This is a genomic window from Acinetobacter sp. CY17 (assembly GCF_059515825.1).
Genome location: NZ_JCAKMX010000002.1, coordinates 205,876 through 222,360 on the forward strand (window position 1 = coordinate 205,876; position 16,485 = coordinate 222,360).

Annotated in this window: 11 protein-coding genes; 10 read left to right on the plus strand and 1 reads right to left on the minus strand. The window is 37.1% G+C overall.

Annotated elements, in window-relative coordinates; genetic code table 11:
- Positions 1-496: 496 nt before the first annotated feature.
- The 9 genes from AC5YCI_RS02485 (at position 497) to AC5YCI_RS02525 (ending at position 12,494) form a co-directional block, all read left to right on the plus strand.
- Entirely contained in the window at positions 497-2,065 is a 1,569-nt protein-coding gene (locus AC5YCI_RS02485; protein ID WP_496175149.1) for a type I restriction-modification system subunit M, read from the plus strand.
- Entirely contained in the window at positions 2,065-3,264 is a 1,200-nt protein-coding gene (locus AC5YCI_RS02490; protein WP_496175150.1) for a restriction endonuclease subunit S, read from the plus strand. Before AC5YCI_RS02485 ends, AC5YCI_RS02490 begins: the two co-directional genes overlap by 1 nt.
- A gap of 60 nt (positions 3,265-3,324) precedes the next feature.
- Complete coding sequence (locus AC5YCI_RS02495) at positions 3,325-4,131, plus strand: DUF4431 domain-containing protein (protein ID WP_496175151.1); 807 nt, start codon at positions 3,325-3,327, stop codon at positions 4,129-4,131.
- 113 nt (positions 4,132-4,244) lie between these two features.
- A complete protein-coding gene (locus AC5YCI_RS02500; RefSeq protein ID WP_496175152.1) occupies positions 4,245-5,186 on the plus strand; it encodes a hypothetical protein in 942 nt (313 codons plus the stop codon).
- Positions 5,187-5,191: 5 nt separating this feature from the next.
- Positions 5,192-6,277, plus strand: a complete 1,086-nt coding sequence (locus AC5YCI_RS02505) for a PD-(D/E)XK nuclease family protein (RefSeq protein ID WP_496175153.1) — start codon at positions 5,192-5,194, stop codon at positions 6,275-6,277.
- Between the two features lie 34 nt (positions 6,278-6,311).
- Complete coding sequence (locus AC5YCI_RS02510) at positions 6,312-9,179, plus strand: type I restriction endonuclease subunit R (protein ID WP_496175154.1); 2,868 nt, start codon at positions 6,312-6,314, stop codon at positions 9,177-9,179.
- A 164-nt stretch (positions 9,180-9,343) separates the two neighbouring features.
- The gene (locus AC5YCI_RS02515) at positions 9,344-10,180 is read left to right on the plus strand and encodes an HNH endonuclease (protein ID WP_496175155.1); all 837 of its coding nucleotides are present in this window, start codon (positions 9,344-9,346) and stop codon (positions 10,178-10,180) included.
- Positions 10,180-10,596 carry a (deoxy)nucleoside triphosphate pyrophosphohydrolase gene (locus AC5YCI_RS02520; protein WP_496175156.1) on the plus strand — a complete coding sequence of 139 codons (417 nt, stop codon included), beginning with the start codon at positions 10,180-10,182 and terminating at the stop codon, positions 10,594-10,596. The genes AC5YCI_RS02515 and AC5YCI_RS02520 overlap by 1 nt, the downstream gene beginning before the upstream one ends.
- Positions 10,593-12,494, plus strand: coding sequence for a DNA/RNA helicase domain-containing protein (locus AC5YCI_RS02525; RefSeq protein ID WP_496175157.1), 1,902 nt, complete (start codon positions 10,593-10,595; stop codon positions 12,492-12,494). Before AC5YCI_RS02520 ends, AC5YCI_RS02525 begins: the two co-directional genes overlap by 4 nt.
- Before the next feature lie 50 nt (positions 12,495-12,544).
- Here the strand turns inward: AC5YCI_RS02525 and AC5YCI_RS02530 are convergent, their stop codons facing one another.
- Positions 12,545-13,807, minus strand: a complete 1,263-nt coding sequence (locus tag AC5YCI_RS02530; protein ID WP_496175158.1) for a tyrosine-type recombinase/integrase — start codon at positions 13,805-13,807, stop codon at positions 12,545-12,547.
- A gap of 464 nt (positions 13,808-14,271) precedes the next feature.
- Here AC5YCI_RS02530 and AC5YCI_RS02535 point away from each other — a divergent pair, with 464 nt between their 5' ends.
- A complete protein-coding gene (locus AC5YCI_RS02535; RefSeq protein ID WP_496128494.1) occupies positions 14,272-16,473 on the plus strand; it encodes an OsmC domain/YcaO domain-containing protein in 2,202 nt (733 codons plus the stop codon).
- The last annotated feature ends 12 nt before the right edge of the window (positions 16,474-16,485 follow it).

Here is a 16,485-nt window from a genome sequence, read left to right on the forward strand (position 1 = left end):
TTATTGTTTTTGAATAAAAATATAATGTCCACTTTTTGAAGATATTTCATTTTATAAAGGTGGACATCAAGTGGACAAGGTGGACATGAGAGAAGTCGTCATTCATGGTGTCCACTTTGTCCACCATGTCCACCTAAAAAATAACAAAAGCTGATCAGTATCTTTGTGAGTTAAGAGAGCTAAAGCCAAATACATGCATATCTTGATCTGGGAAATCGTTGATCCTTCAATATTTATAATTTTATAGGGTACTTTTAGACGATGGCGGATTGCAAAAAACGGTATGCCGCTTTTAAAAAGTATTCTGTTTTTAAAATTAATAAATAACAATGATTTATAGTTATTTTGGCAAAGCGGCATAGTAAAAAACAGCACCATAAAGCGGCAATACTTTAGTGATACAACACGGATTTTTTTTCGCCGTATGGCTATAGAAAAATAGATCTCATGTAAACTACGCCCATTCAATCATTTGACCAATCATGGGTACGCTTTAATGACTCAAGTACAATTGCATCAATTACAAAAACAACTGTGGAATATTGCCAATACTTTACGTGGCAAAATGGGTGCTGATGAGTTTCGTGATTACATTTTAGGTTTTATCTTCTTTAAATACTTGTCTGAAAAAGCAGTGAATTTCGCCAATGAAATACTTGATGGTGAAGAGATTGGCTTTTTAGAATTAGATGAAAATAATGCTGAGCATGTGAAATACATTAAAGTCATTAAACAGAATGCCATTAGTGAAGTGGGTTATGCACTGACACCAAAACAATTGTTTCATAGCTTAGCTGAACGTGGTCGTCAGGGTGAGTTTATTTTAGATGACTTAAATGCCACTTTAAAAGCCATTGAACAAAGTACTTTAGGTGCAGAATCTGCCGATGACTTTGCCAACCTATTTGAAGACCTTGATTTAAATTCGACCAAACTGGGCAACACGGCGAATGACCGTAATGAATTAGTGGCGCGTGTCCTCAGTCATTTAGATGATATTGATTTTGATATTTCAAATAGTGAATCAGATGTATTGGGCGATGCTTACGAATACTTAATTGGTGAGTTTGCCTCTGGTGCAGGCAAGAAAGCAGGTGAGTTTTATACACCACAGTCGGTTTCGACTTTGCTGGCCAAGATTGTGACGCAAGGTAAAGCGCGTTTACGTTCAGTCTATGACCCAACGTGTGGTTCAGGTTCATTGCTTTTACGTGTCAAACGTGAAGTGCAAGACGTGGACATGATTTACGGTCAAGAGATGAACCGTACCACCTACAACTTGGCACGTATGAACATGATTCTGCATGATGTGCATTTTGCCAAGTTTGACATTAAGCAAGAAGATACTTTAATCCGTCCGCAGCATTTAGAAAAACGCTTTGAAGCCGTGGTGGCGAATCCTCCATTTTCTGCAAAATGGTCAGCCGATCCGCTATTTTTACAAGATGAGCGTTTTAGCAGTTATGGCAAACTTGCACCAAGTTCAAAAGCGGATATGGCATTTGTTCAGCACATGCTTCATCACTTAGATGAAAACGGGACGATGGCAGTGGTCTTGCCCCACGGCGTTTTATTCCGTGGTTCAAGTGAAGGCGTGATTCGTCAGTACTTGATTGAGCAGATGAATGTGATTGATACCATTATTGGCCTACCTGCTAATATTTTTTATGGTACGTCTATTCCGACCTGTATTTTGGTGCTGAAAAAAGACCGTGAGCACAAAGATAATATTTTGTTTATTGATGCCAGCAATGAGTTTGAAAAGCAAAAGACCCAAAACAAGTTATTGCCTGAGCATTTAGACCATATTATTGCTGCATTTGAAAACCGTCAGAATATTGAGAAATATGCCAAAGTGGCCACTTTGCAGGAAGTGAAAGACAACGACTTTAATTTAAACATTCCTCGTTATGTGGATACCTTTGAAGCCGAAGCAGAGATTGATTTAGATTTAATTGCAAAACAGCTTCAAGCCTTAGAAGTAGACAGTCAAAAGACCGATGCGGTGATTGCGAACTTCTGTAAAGAGTTAGGGATTGATTCACCATTTGCGGAGGTGAAGTAATGGCTACGCCTAAGTTACGGTTTAAAGAGTTTGATGGGAATTGGAAAAGTTCACTATTAGGTGAATTGATAGGGATTTCATCAGCTTCCCGTGTTTTTAAAGATCAATGGCAAGAGTCAGGAGTTCCTTTTTATAGAACAAGTGATGTTGTTTCCTTTTTTAAAGGTAAAGAAAATGAAAAAGCATTTATTTCTCTAGAGCTATTTGAAGAACTTGCTAAAAAGTCAGGAAAAATCCAAAAGGATGATTTGTTAGTCACAGGTGGTGGAACAATTGGTATTCCTTATCTAGTACCTAATAATGAACCTCTATACTTTAAAGATGCCGATTTACTTTGGTTAAAGTCATCAGGAATTATTGAAGGATCATTTCTTTATAACTTTTTTGTAAGCCCTAAATTTAGAGAGTATTTAAAGAGCATTTCCCATACTGGCACAATTTCTCATTTTACGATTGAGCAGGCGAAGACAACTCCGTTCAATTACCCACCCAAAGAAGAACAAACCAAAATCGCTTCTTTCCTTTCCGCCGTGGATGAAAAGATCAGCCAATTGACCCAAAAATATGAACTTCTGAGCCAATATAAACAGGGGATGATGCAAAAGCTGTTTAGTCAGCAGATTCGTTTTAAAGCGGATGATGGTAGTGAGTTTGGGGAGTGGGATTTAAAAGAGCTTAAAGAGGTTGCTCACATTAATCCTAAAGTAAAAAAATTACCTGATGAATTTATTTACATTGATTTAGAAAGTGTAGAAAAAGGTCAATTACTTTTAGAAAAAAATATTACTCTAAGTGAGGCACCAAGCCGAGCACAAAGATTATTGTCAAAAGGTGATGTCTTATTTCAAATGGTTCGACCTTATCAACAAAACAATTACTATTTCAATTTAGATGGGCAATATGTGGCTTCAACAGGCTATGCTCAAATCCGTACCGAATTAAATTCTAAGTTTATTTATTATTCTTTACATGAAAAATCATTTTTAGATGAAGTTATGAATCGTTGTACAGGAACAAGCTATCCTGCGATCAATAGTTCAGATTTATCATCTATTGAAATACTTGTCCCTTGTCTAGAAAAACAAACCAAAATCGCCAATTTCTTATCTGCCATTGACCAAAAAATTGAAGTCGTGGCACAGCAAATTGAACAAGCGAAACAGTGGAAAAAAGGCTTGTTACAGCAGATGTTTGTTTAATTTTTTAAGCCAAATCTTATAGGGAGGTTTGGCTTTTTTGTATTTTATAGAGGGTGGAAAATGAAAAAACTATTCATCGCAACTTTGGCTTTAGTTCCTATGTTCAGCCAAGCACAGACATTTTATTATGGTGAGCCTGCTGTATTAACAGGTAAGTTATTAAAAATAAAAAGTCAGCATTTTAATCCTGAATTTGCCAAAGAAATTCAAATTGCTGTATCGCTTGATCAGCAAGTAGATGTAGATGGTCAAGCAGGTTTAGTAAAAACCAAGCTCATTCAAATTGTGGGCGGTAGTTCCCAAGTCTATTCTTCGCTGTTTAAAAATGAAGGTAAGGCTGTAAAAGTAAAATGTGCTGAACTCTTTAGAGCGGAAACAGCCCACCATACAACAAAGGTTCTTTGTGATTTAGATTCAATTCAATATGTATCTAATCCAATGCCTACTGCAAATACGACAACCGCTAAATCTGGATTAAGTCTATATAAAACTGACGATGAGTTTAAATACTATAAAGGACAAGTCACTTTAACGGGCACCTATACAAGGTCGTATAACCCGAATGATGAATTTGATGACAGTGATAACATTTGTTTCACACCGGATGCTACGACGGCGAAACTCATTCCTCGACCAAATGGCGATACACGTAAGCCGTATTTTTGTTTTAGTAACTTTGAAACAGCAAGAAAACAGCTCAATTTGAATGCGCAATTACCAAGAGGCTACTGCTCACAAAAGGGTAAGGCGACGGTGACGATTCAAGGATATGACCTGTTCTACGCAGAAGCTGGTTTTCATGATCTATCTAAACTTGTATCTGCCAAAAATATTGTGGCTGGTCAAGCTGGAAAATGTAGAAATTAAACGTGTTTAATTTGGCTTGTTAAGCTGATGTTTGTTTAAATTTTTAAAGCCAAATTCTTGAGAGAATTTGGTCTTTTTATACTATTTTGAAAATTAAAATATGAGAGGGTGAAATGAAAAATCCATGGTTAATTGGGGTGGCTGGTATTGTTTTGGGTGGCGCAGGTGCGTTTGGTTATGTGTCCTATCAGAATAAAAATGTAGATACTAACGTGGCGACTATAAAAGAAGCACCTCAACCCAAAACGACTGAACAATCCAATGAATCTAGAAAATCTAGTTTTCTGAGCCAAGAATTAGTAGATGCTCGTTTAAATGAGCTCAGTTTTAAAGAAGTTATGCGACTTTTCTATAAAGATAATATGCGTAATGTCTACGTCAATGAAGATGAATTAGCAACAGAGAATTTCATTGGTCTAGGGGCAACGAATGAGTCTGGAGAGGATACCGTTGCATTGATGCATCCTATTATTAACTATCGCAATGTCGAAGGTGATGCACGTTTCTTGGTGATTATTGAAAAAGTTCAGGTCATGGATAACGGCAGTGTTGTGAGTTGTCATGCATGTGTTGGAAATGCTGATTTATATACCTTTAAAAAACTTAAAAATGGTCAGTATCAAGTCGTAAGTATCACACATAAAGACCAAGAATTTGGTGGTAGTTATGGACGTGTACACCTAGATCGCGAAGAAATTTTAAATAATATGCAACCTATCGGAAAAAACTTAATTGGTAGTTTTTACCAAAGTGGCTATAGCAGTACGGGTGAAACTTCAATCTCATGGAATGTTATTCATTTACCTGAAGATGATTTTATAGGCGCTTATGGTGTAGCTGAAAAGGCAGGAGATAATGGTGGGAATCATGAAGAAGGTTCTCCATTGCATTATAGTTTTGATAGTCAAATTCAGGTGATTGATAATAATGGAAAATATTATCCAATTCAGGTGAGCTATTTCGGGGAAAAATATAATACAGATTACACAGAGATTATTCCTGCTGATCAAAAAATTGTCTTAAAGTTTGATTCAATTAAAAAACAATATGAATAGAATCTATGGACTTATTTTTTAAATATCAACATCTTTTAGATCAAGCTAAAAAATTTAAACAACAGCCTCGTGAAAAGACATTCTTTGATACGGCGATCCGTAACCACTATGAAAACCCAACAACTGAGCTATTGGAGTTCTTCCTAAATTCTCAAGAATCTCACGAGTTGGGAGATGTCTTTTGGAAAGGCTTTGCCGATGTCGTTCAGGCTGAACTAAAGCAGGATACAGACGTTTCAATGGGTCAGATTGAACGATTAGAGCGTGAATGTGTAACGCATAGCGGTAATCGTATTGATTTGATACTAGAAACTGACACACATTTATTGCTTGTTGAAGCAAAGATTTATCACCATCAAAATAATCCCTTTCATGACTATGTGAAATATGCAAAGTCTCGTTCAAAAGGGAAAGAGATTCTAGGATTTATTCTGAGTATTTCTGGTAAAAGTGAAGCTAGAAATTGGTATGGTATTTCCTATCAACAATTGGTGAATGCAGTACGTCCATATTTGGCAGAGCAGATGCTGAATAGTCCAATGAATAAGTGGAATTTATTTGCTCGTGAGTTTTTACTTCATCTTGAAAGCTATTACAAAATACAGAACCTAGATATGAACCGTGTGCAATTTATTTTTGATCATTACCAAGAGATTCAAGAGTTACAGAAACTCAAGACCAATACAATGAAAGAGGTTGTTGAAAAAATCAGTCAGCAATTGAATCTCATGATCGACAACTATGACTCCTACAATAAATATGAGTCATGGGGCGGGATCCGTTTTTATAATCATGCTTGGGGTAATACCAGTAATACGACTTTGTATATTCATGAAGATAACGGTGAGACAGTCTTTGGTGTAAACACTTATATTCTCAATTTACCTCAAGAGCTTGAAGGACAAGCATTGAATATCTTGAACTATGATCAAGATGAACGCCATGCTCAGGATTGTAAAATACAAAAATATAAAGGCGAACGTTGGTTTTGTATCTACTGGTATGTAACTGAGCCAACATTTGAGGCTATTGAAAGTTTAATACTTGAAAAAGCAAGTTTATTAGATAAGATTGAAAAAACATTACGCTAAAAAACGCAACAAGTGTTTATATTTAGAGGGAAAAATGACAGTACAAAGCGAACAACAACTTGAAAATGCACTTATTGCACAGCTACAAACATTGGGTTATCAGCGTATTAAAATTCAAGACGAAGCCCAACTACTGTCAAACCTAAAGACCCAAATTGAACATGCCAATGGTTTAAAACCTCTATCGCTAAGCGAGTGGAAACAAGTTATTAGCTTTTTAACCACAGGCACAATTTTTGAACGGGCACAAAAACTACGCGATAAATTCCCCGTTAAATTTGACGATGGCAGTAGTCAACACATTTACTTTTTAAATGCTGATCCGAGCAAAAACACGTACCAAGTTAGCAATCAAATCCAAATCGATCATAAAGCCATCAATGGCCATACCAGCCGTTTTGATGTGACCTTATTGGTGAATGGCTTGCCCTTGGTACAAATTGAACTGAAAAAACGCGGTATGGAAATAGCCGAGGCCTTTCATCAAACTCAGCGTTATAGCAGTGCAGCTTATGCAGCAGGGCAAGGGCTGTTTCAGTTTATTCAGCTGTTTGTGATTAGTAATGGAGTTAATACACGCTATTACGCCAACACTACTACAGAATTTGCTTTTACCTTCCCTTGGGCAACTATCGACAATAAACCCATCAATGAAGTGGTGGACTTTGCACAGGTGTTTTTAACCCCTGCACATATCACCCAAATGATGACCCAATACATGGTACTTTTAGAAACCATGAGCCCTAAAGCGTTAATGGTACTGCGTCCGTACCAAATTTATGCAGTACAAGCGATTGTGCAACAGGTTCAGCAGTCATCACAGCATGGCTATATTTGGCATACCACAGGATCAGGCAAAACCCTGACCTCGTTTAAAGCCAGTCAAATTATTATGCAAATGCCTGATGTAGAAAAAGTGCTGTTTGTGGTGGATCGTAATGATTTAGATACCCAAACCGCCAAAGAATTTAATGCCTTTAAAGCTGATAGTGTAGACAGTACCAGCAATACCAAAATTTTAGTCGATCAACTGGCACAGCAACATGACAAGCTGATTGTGACCACCATTCAAAAGCTCAATCGTGCCATTAATAGTGACCGTTATGCGCAAAGTATTGCCTATTTAAAAGATAAAAAAGTGGTATTTATTTTTGATGAATGCCATCGTAGCCAGTTTGGTGAAACCCATCAAAACATTAAAAAGTTCTTTCAAAATGCACAAATGTTTGGCTTTACAGGAACACCGATTTTAGAAGAGAACTGCCATAACAAAGCTGGTTTAAAGCTCACGACCAAGCACTTGTTTAATGAGTGTTTACACAAATACGTGATTGTGGATGCCATTCGGGACAAAAACGTATTGCCATTTCAGATTGACTATCGAGGCAAGTTTACCGCCACAGGCATGCAACGGAGCGAAGAAGTTGAAGGGATTGATACGCAAGAACTGCTTGACCATCCGCAACGCCTAGAAAAAATTGCAGCGTATATTTTAGATACGCATAACACCAAAACCAAAAATCGCAAATTTACCGCTATGTTTTGTGTCAGCTCAGTCGATACCCTGATTCAATACTATGACATTTTTGAGCGGTTACAAGCCGAGCGACAAGCCGAAAATCCAGCTTATCAGCCTTTAACCATTGCCACTATTTTCTCTTATGCAGCCAACGAAGAACGTAGTGTGAATGAAGATGCACAAAATGGTTTACTCGATGAAGAATCAACGGACATCCCAAGCCAATATAATCCATCTAGCCGTGACAAATTAGATCGTTATATTACGCAATATAATCAGAAATTTAAGACTAATTTTAATTCAGGCGATCAGTTCTACGCTTACTATCGAGATATTGCCCAAAAGGTAAAAGATAAAAAAGTTGATATTTTGCTGGTCGTGAATATGTTCTTAACAGGTTTTGATTCAAAACCACTGAATACCTTGTATGTCGATAAAAACCTCAAGCATCATGGTTTAATTCAAGCCTTTTCACGCACGAACCGTGTCTTAAATGCCGATAAACCGTTTGGCAATATTGTCTGCTTCCGTAACTTAAAACAGGCCACTGATGCTGCCTTAGCCATGTTTTCTAATAAACAGGATGTACACAGTACTGTGTTAATTCCAAGCTTCGAGAAAATTCAACAACAGTACAACACGGCGTTAGATCACTTATTGATGCTCACCCCTGATTATCAGGCAGTCGACGATTTATATACTGAAGATGAGCAATTGGCCTTTATTAAAGCCTTTCGTGAGGTGATGCGTTACAACGCCCAGCTTGAAACCTTTGTGGAATATGACCAAGACCAAACCCAATTGGTTAAACAGGAGTTTGTAAACTTCCAAGGCAAATATCGTGATTTGTGCCAGCAGGTCAAAAGCACGACACAGAAAAACAAAGTCTCTGTATTGGATGATGTCGATTTTCAGCTTGAGCTATTACATAGTGATCGTGTCAATGTGGGTTATATTCTTAACCTGTTGCAATTGGCAGTCAGTGGTCGCAATCCTGAAAAACGCCAACAGTATGAAGCACAAGTACATGATTTAATCAGTAGTGAAATTAGCCTTTATGACAAACAGGACCTGATTAAAAAGTTCATTGAACAGCATGTACCTAAAATGCTCAATGGACAAAGCGTAGAAGCAGCCTTTAAGCAGTTTTGGGATGCAGAAAAGGAACAGGCCTGTCAGCAGCTCTGTGCAGAAGAAAACTTGAAAGCAGACGAAATGAAGGTTGTTTTAGAGAACTACGAATATACCCAGCGTATGCCACGTAAAGAAGAGCTTAAAGACTTACCAAACTTTAAAGTGAAGTTGTTTGAACGGAAAAATGTCTTTAACCAACTGTGGGATAAGACCAGAAATTTTATTCAGACGTTTTATACGGGGCTTTAAGTAGGTAATAGAGTGCTAAATATTGATGCTCAGGTGGAAGCCTTGTTTACTGACCCAGTGACTGTAAGTAAATATTTTTCTTGCTTTGAAAAAGATATTAAAAAGCGACGCGTTCAAAAAAGTGAACTCTATTAGATATAGCAATTTAAGGAATTTTCAAGATAATGTTAGACATAGATAATCTCAGTATTGGTCAAAAACTCACAAATATTGAGTTATATGAGGTCTTTGGTTGTGGGAACTCGGGTGGGATGCGCCGTGCCAAAAAAACCAATAGCCTGATTATTATCTCGAGTCATGTAGCATCAATTTACGAAGATCGATGGGATGCAGATATTTTGCTCTATACAGGAATGGGGCTTAATGGAGATCAATCTCTCGAATTCAATCAAAATAGAACATTAAACCAGTCTCGTACAAATGGAGTTCAAGTTTTTTTATTTGAACAATTCAAGGTAAATGAATATACCTTTTTAGGACCTGTTGAATTAGTAAATGAACCATATATAGAGTTGCAACCGGATTTAAATGGCGACATCAGAAAGGTCTATATTTTTCCATTACAGCTTAAAACCTGCGAACGTTACATTGATCAAAAAACTGCACAAACTTGGCATGAAAATAAGCAGAAACAAGCCAAAAAACTATCTATGGATGAACTCAAACATCGGGCATTAGAAGGTAATCCTAAAAGTAATGCATATAAAACGACTGTTCAACAATATGTGCGCAGTGCGTATGTAGTCGAATATGCTAAACGCTTAGCCAGCGGCATATGCCAATTATGTGAACAGCCGGCACCCTTTAGAGATAAAAAAAGTATGCCATATTTAGAAACACACCATATTGTTTGGTTAGCACGAGGAGGAGAGGATACGATTTCTAACACAGTTGCTCTTTGCCCAAACTGCCATAAACGTATGCATATTTTAGATTTAGAGGCAGATAAAACTAAACTTCTATCTAAAATTAAACTCCTAGCACTAGAGAATCCTGCTTAATGAAAAAGATTGAAGTGGTTGCAGCCATTATTATTAAAAATGAAAAAATTTTAGCTGTTCAAAAAGGTAAGGCTAAATTTGATTATGTTAGTTACAAGTGGGAATTTCCGGGTGGAAAAGTCGAAATCGATGAGAGTTTAGAACAAGCCATTCAAAGAGAGATACTAGAAGAACTGAATATACGGATTATTCCTAAAGAATTATTGATCACAGTTGAACATACATATCCAGATTTTCATTTAATGATGCATTGCTTTATTTGTGATTATGAGGTTAGAGATCTGCATTTGACCGAGCATATTCAATTAACTTGGTTAAATCATAGTGAGCTTAATACATTGGATTGGGCTGCAGCCGATATTCCGGTGGTGGAAACTTTAATAAAATATAATGTCAAAATGCAGGATGTAAAATGAAACAAAATTCGGGGTGGTCAGGATATTGGTCAGAATTTCTTAATATAGAGAAACAAGAATTTATTCACACCTTAATCCAGTATGTAAACTCATTAGAATGGACACAGTCTGTGAGTGAGTCCCAGATACTCGCTTGGAATATTGAATTTGATGTCATGCAATGCACATTACAAGAAGTATTAAGACAAGGCCATGATCAGCTACAAAGAGCCTGGATATCATTTGAACACGAACTTTTTGGAGAAAGTGGTAAACGCGCTGCGGATGTAAATTTGGTTCTACCTACAGGGGATTTATTTTTAATCGAATTTAAACATAAGGTTGAAGCAAGTCAGCAAGAAATAACACGTGTTGGGTTCGATTTAAGTAGCTTATTAAAATTTCACAGTGAATCTATCAATTTAAAAGGTCACGCATATCTAGCTTTAACAAAAAGTAATGCTAAACCATTTGAAGATCATACTGTTATTTGTGATGTTGAACAAAATAACGTATTACATATCTTAAAAGAAGATCTTATAGCTGCAGGGAATAAACCCGAAGTTTATCAGGTTGAAAATTGGCAGTCAGGAGGCTTTATTCGTCAACCGGGTATTTTAGCAGGCACAGTTGATATCTTCTTTAATCATAAAATGCCTAATCTTAAAAATGAAGCTGCTGAAAATATTAATGAAGCTAGGGAAGAATTGTTACAGCTATATGAGGATGCTAAGGCTTCTAAATCTCGTTTTATTGTAATGGTCAATGGTCGACCTGGTGCAGGAAAAACCTTATTAGGCATGACTGTTGTTGCTGAACTCGCGCGTCAGTATACGTATGATGGATTATCGCCATTATTTATTTCTGGTAATGACCCATTGGTTGAGGTTTTGCGCTATACGTTGGATTATTATGGTAAGCAAAAAAATCAATCTACTGACATAGATGGCCGCGTCATTATAGAACAGCTCATTAATTTTAAAAGAACATTTAAGGCCAATAAGCGTGTAAACGATCATCTAGAAAATTATATTTTTTTTGATGAAGCACAACGTGCATGGGACCATATTGGATATGAAAACAATGAACCAGAATCTGAACTACATTTACTTTGTAGGTGGTTATCTAAAAAAGAGTTTGGCGTATTAGTATTGTTGATTGGTGATGGACAAGCTATTCATAATAAAGAAATGTCGATTCCAGAATTTATGAAAAAATTTAATGATGCTATTTTTAAGTATGGTCAAGATTTTAAAGTGATAATGCCAGGTCTTCATACACATTATTGTCAAGGTTATCATCCAATTGAGAAAGATATTTTTAATTTAAAAACACCTATTCGACAACATTACACAGATCAATTGGACATGTGGATTGAAGCGGTTTTACAAAGTAATAGTAATTTAGCATTTGACATTGCTAAGAGGCTTGATCCATATCCTTTGTATATTACTAGAAGTAAAGAAGCAGCTGAGAATTATGCGCACATTCTAAAAAAAGAATTACATGAAGATGAAAGACAGGCCACCAAGTTTAGAATGGGATGGTTGGAATCAAGTAAAGGGGCTACACCAGGCAAAAACCTATTGCCACAGATTTCTAAAGGGAAGAATCAAATAGGTCCCTGGTATGTACATCAGCCTAATGATAAACAATCGTGTTGTTCCTTTAACACATCAAGTACTGAATTTTCCTCGCAAGGTTTAGAAATCTCGTTAGCATTATTAAATTGGGGAAATGATCTAGTTTTTAGCAATGGTCAACTTGTGCCACAAGAAGGTAAACGTCAGAAAGATGAATATACATTTGGTGCTTATCGAGTGTTGTTAAGCCGAGGAAAAAATGGATTGATCATTAAAGCAGATGATCCTGAGACATTTGAGTACTTAAAAAAATGTGGTATGTCAGTTTTAGCATAAAATAGTGCAACTATGCTCATCTGGATGAGTTCAGAGTGAGCATATTATTTTTATATTATTTTGGCCTCGGATAATATCCAAATCTCATATTCAACATGCCATTTTCTAAGTAGGTCAATAGGGCGAACCGTATAATGCTTCTCTTCTGTCCCACTTGGCTTGTGTCCTGCAATTTGGGCCACAATACCACTTGGTAGTGATACCCATTCAGAAAGAGTTTTAAACGAACGGCGTAAGCCGTGAATACTTAGGTGCTCAATCCCAGCATTTGAAGCAGCAAGTTTTAAACTCTTTGTTGGTTCTACAATATAGCCAGTAGAAGACTTCTCAGAATAAAAGACATAATCATTATGCTTCGGTAAATCAGTGATTAACTTTTTAACATAAGGTGTTAAAGGGATTGAGCGGCCTTCATCATCAATTTTATCGCTGATATGTAAGGTATTCCATTTTAGATCAATATCTTGCCATTTTAATGTGGCTATTTCATTTCGTCTTGCACCCGTAATAAGAGTAACAAGAAGGTAAGCTGAAATATATGGATTAGGAAGTTCTAAAATAGCTTTAAAAAAAGCATGAAGTTGTTCTCGTTGTAAGCAATCTTTTTTAGCTTTTGTTGGTGTGACTGATTGTTTTACTTGCTTAGTATGAATTGACTTATCAGGGAGTAAGCCCATATATAAGCTTTGTTCATCAGCCCAGTTTAAGCAAGCTCTGACAAGACGAAAAGATAATGCAGCCGAAGTTGGACGTTCTATGTTTTCTTGATTCAACCATTCAGTAAGTACATTACTACTGAGTTCGCTTATTGGAATATTTAACAATGCATAAATAGGCTGCGGTTTGGATAAAGTTTTACGTTTCCCAATGCTAATTTCGTTATTGCCTGAGGCAAGGCGAATATGGTCTTTATAGGTACGCTCACGCCAACGAGATTGATTGGCTTGAAGATAAGAATCCCAAACATCAGCAAATAATAGCTTATTACGTTTAATCTGTTTAGCTTCTAAGTCATTTTGAGCAATTTGTTTTTTCTTTTCTAAACGTGGGTCAATGCCTTGAGTGCACATTACATCTAATGCTTTCGCCTTTTGACGAGCTTGATCAATAGTAGAGTTTGGAAAAGTCCCAAGAGTAATTTTAAGGACCTTGCCTCCTAAACGAGATTGAAAAAGAAAAGTTTTCTTTGATGAAGGGTATGTCTTTAAGCCGAGACCTTTTACGGTTTCATCCCAATAAATAACATAGTCTTTTTCGGGTGGACAACTGCACTGATTCAGTCTAGAAGATGTGAATTTAAAAGTGGTATTCATAAAAAGGTAGCAAATAGGTAGCAGATTAGGTCAATTTAAAGCTATTTTGATCAACCCAAAAAAGGAGTAAAACTTAGTTTGGTTAATAAATATATTTAAAATACAGTATATTATAAATTATAATCAACCCTAATAAATATGTAAACCTAAGAACTCATAATCCGTTGGTCCACAGTTCAAGTCTGTGTGGGCCCACCAAATTCTTAAAAAACCTCTAAATTGATTTAGGGGTTTTTTATTGCCTAAAGTTTAATAAAGAAGCATGTCAAGCTGAATACAGCAGGGTGACATCGGGTCAGTTAAAGATTATCAATTGCGCTAAATGCCTTTATAATAGTGGCATGTTTGACTAAGTAAGTGTGCTTAGTCTGTTCTTTTTAAGTCTATTTCTCTGTTTGATTCGGCTTATCTTTTATTTACAATCTTATGTGTCCATGCCGACATATAGGACTTTAGGTACTCGCATGGAAATTAAGGTTAATTATCTCGATAACCTTCGACAAGAAGCTAAATTTGATGATTTTAGCGTTATTGCTGACCAACCGATCCGTTACAAAGGTGATGGTTCTGCACCCGGTCCATTTGACTATTTCTTAGCTTCTTCTGCTTTATGTGCAGCTTACTTTGTAAAGGTTTACTGCGCAGCGCGTGATATTCCAACCGATAATATTCGTCTATCGCAAAATAATATTGTTGATCCTGAAAACCGCTATAAACAAATTTTTAAAATTCAGGTGGAATTACCGGCTGATATTTCTGAAAAAGACCGCCAAGGCATTTTACGTTCCATTGACCGTTGTACGGTCAAAAAAGTGATTCAAACTGGCCCTGAATTTGTCATTGAAGAAGTCGAAAGCATTGATGCTGATGCCCAAGCATTGCTCATGCCAAGCCTTGCTTCTGAAAATAAAACAATTATTGCGGGTAAAGATTTACCGCTTGAAGAAACCATTGCCAATATGTCAGCGATTTTGGCTGGTTTAGGCATGAAAATTGAAATCGCATCTTGGCGTAATATTGTGCCTAACGTATGGTCGTTACATATTCGTGATGCACAATCGCCAATGTGCTTTACCAATGGTAAAGGCTCGACCAAAGAAAGTGCATTGGCATCAGCTCTAGGCGAGTTTATTGAACGTCTAAACTGTAACTTCTTCTATAATGACCAATTCTGGGGTCAAGAGATTGCCAATGCCGAATTTGTGCATTATCCAGATGAAAAGTGGTTCCAACCGGGTAGCGAGGGCGAGTTACCGGTTGAAATTTTAGATGACTACACCCGCGCTATTTATGATCCTGATGATGAATTATTAGGTACGCATTTATACGACACCAACTCAGGTAACACTGCACGTGGTATTTGCTCGTTGCCATTTGTCCGTCAATCAGATGGCAAAACCGTGTATTTCCCATCTAACTTGATTGAAAACTTATACTTATCCAATGGTATGAGTGCAGGGAACACCTTAGCTGAAGCACAAGTCCAATGTTTATCTGAAATTTTTGAACGTGCAGTGAAACGTGAAATTTTAGAAGGCGAAATTGCGCTGCCCGATGTACCACAAGAGGTTTTAAACAAATATCCAAAAATCGTGGCAGGGATTCAAGGCTTAGAAGAGCAAGGCTTCCCCGTTTTAGTCAAAGATGCATCGCTTGGCGGTCAATTCCCTGTGATGTGTGTGACCTTAATGAACCCACGTACGGGTGGTGTCTTTGCTTCATTTGGTGCACATCCAAATTTTGAAGTGGCTTTAGAGCGTAGCTTAACTGAGCTATTACAAGGGCGTAGTTTTGAAGGTCTGAATGATTTACCTCAGCCAACCTTTAGTTCAAATGCAGTCACTGAGCCAAATAACTTTGTGGAACACTTTATTGATTCAAGCGGTGTCGTGTCTTGGCGTTTCTTTAGTGCCAAAGCTGATTATGACTTTGAAGAGTGGGATTTCACCGACAATGGTCAAGCAAGCAATGCTGAAGAAGCGCAAGCGTTATTTAACATTTTGCATGACATGGACAAAGAAGTGTATATGGCAGTCTACACCCATCTAGGTGCAACGGCTTGCCGGATCTTGGTGCCGGGTTATTCTGAAATCTATTTGGTAGAAGATTTGGTTTGGGATAATACCAACAAAGCCTTATTATTCCGTGAAGACATCTTAAACTTGCATCGCCTTGATGAAGCACAGCTTGAAGCCTTGGTTGAACGCCTAGAAGAAGTTGAAGTGGATGATTACACCGAAATCAAAACCTTAACTGGGGTTGAATTTGATGATAATACTGTGTGGGGTCAGTTAACGATTTTAGAGCTTAAGCTACAGATTTATCTTGCACTACAGCAGTTTGAAGAAGCGAAAGATTTGGTTGAAGCCTTCTTACAATACAACACCAACACCGTTGAGCGCGGTTTATATTACCAATGCTTAAATGTAGTGTTAGAAGTTGAGCTAGATGATGACATGCAGCTTGACGACTACGCGTATAACTTCCGTCGTATGTTTGGTGATGAACGTATGAATGCGGCCTTAGGTGCACTTGATGGCAGCGTACGTTTCTACGGTTTAACTGAAACCAATATGCAACTTGAAGGTTTAGATCGTCATTTACGTTTAATCGATAGCTACAAAAAATTGCATGCTGCGCGTGCTAAATTTGTCGCTCAGCAATAAAACATAATCATC

Excerpts from the sequence above, each read along its gene's own strand:
- AC5YCI_RS02490 (WP_496175150.1), top strand. The coding sequence starts at position 2,065 with ATGGCTACGCCTAAGTTACGGTTTAAAGAGTTTGATGGGAATTGGAAA.
- AC5YCI_RS02505 (WP_496175153.1), top strand. The coding sequence starts at position 5,192 with ATGGACTTATTTTTTAAATATCAACATCTTTTAGATCAAGCTAAAAAA.
- AC5YCI_RS02495 (WP_496175151.1), top strand. The coding sequence starts at position 3,325 with ATGAAAAAACTATTCATCGCAACTTTGGCTTTAGTTCCTATGTTCAGC.
- AC5YCI_RS02535 (WP_496128494.1), top strand. The coding sequence starts at position 14,272 with ATGGAAATTAAGGTTAATTATCTCGATAACCTTCGACAAGAAGCTAAA.
- AC5YCI_RS02500 (WP_496175152.1), top strand. The coding sequence starts at position 4,245 with ATGAAAAATCCATGGTTAATTGGGGTGGCTGGTATTGTTTTGGGTGGC.
- AC5YCI_RS02525 (WP_496175157.1), top strand. The coding sequence starts at position 10,593 with ATGAAACAAAATTCGGGGTGGTCAGGATATTGGTCAGAATTTCTTAAT.
- AC5YCI_RS02530 (WP_496175158.1), bottom strand. The coding sequence starts at position 13,807 with ATGAATACCACTTTTAAATTCACATCTTCTAGACTGAATCAGTGCAGT.
- AC5YCI_RS02485 (WP_496175149.1), top strand. The coding sequence starts at position 497 with ATGACTCAAGTACAATTGCATCAATTACAAAAACAACTGTGGAATATT.
- AC5YCI_RS02515 (WP_496175155.1), top strand. The coding sequence starts at position 9,344 with ATGTTAGACATAGATAATCTCAGTATTGGTCAAAAACTCACAAATATT.
- AC5YCI_RS02520 (WP_496175156.1), top strand. The coding sequence starts at position 10,180 with ATGAAAAAGATTGAAGTGGTTGCAGCCATTATTATTAAAAATGAAAAA.
- AC5YCI_RS02510 (WP_496175154.1), top strand. The coding sequence starts at position 6,312 with ATGACAGTACAAAGCGAACAACAACTTGAAAATGCACTTATTGCACAG.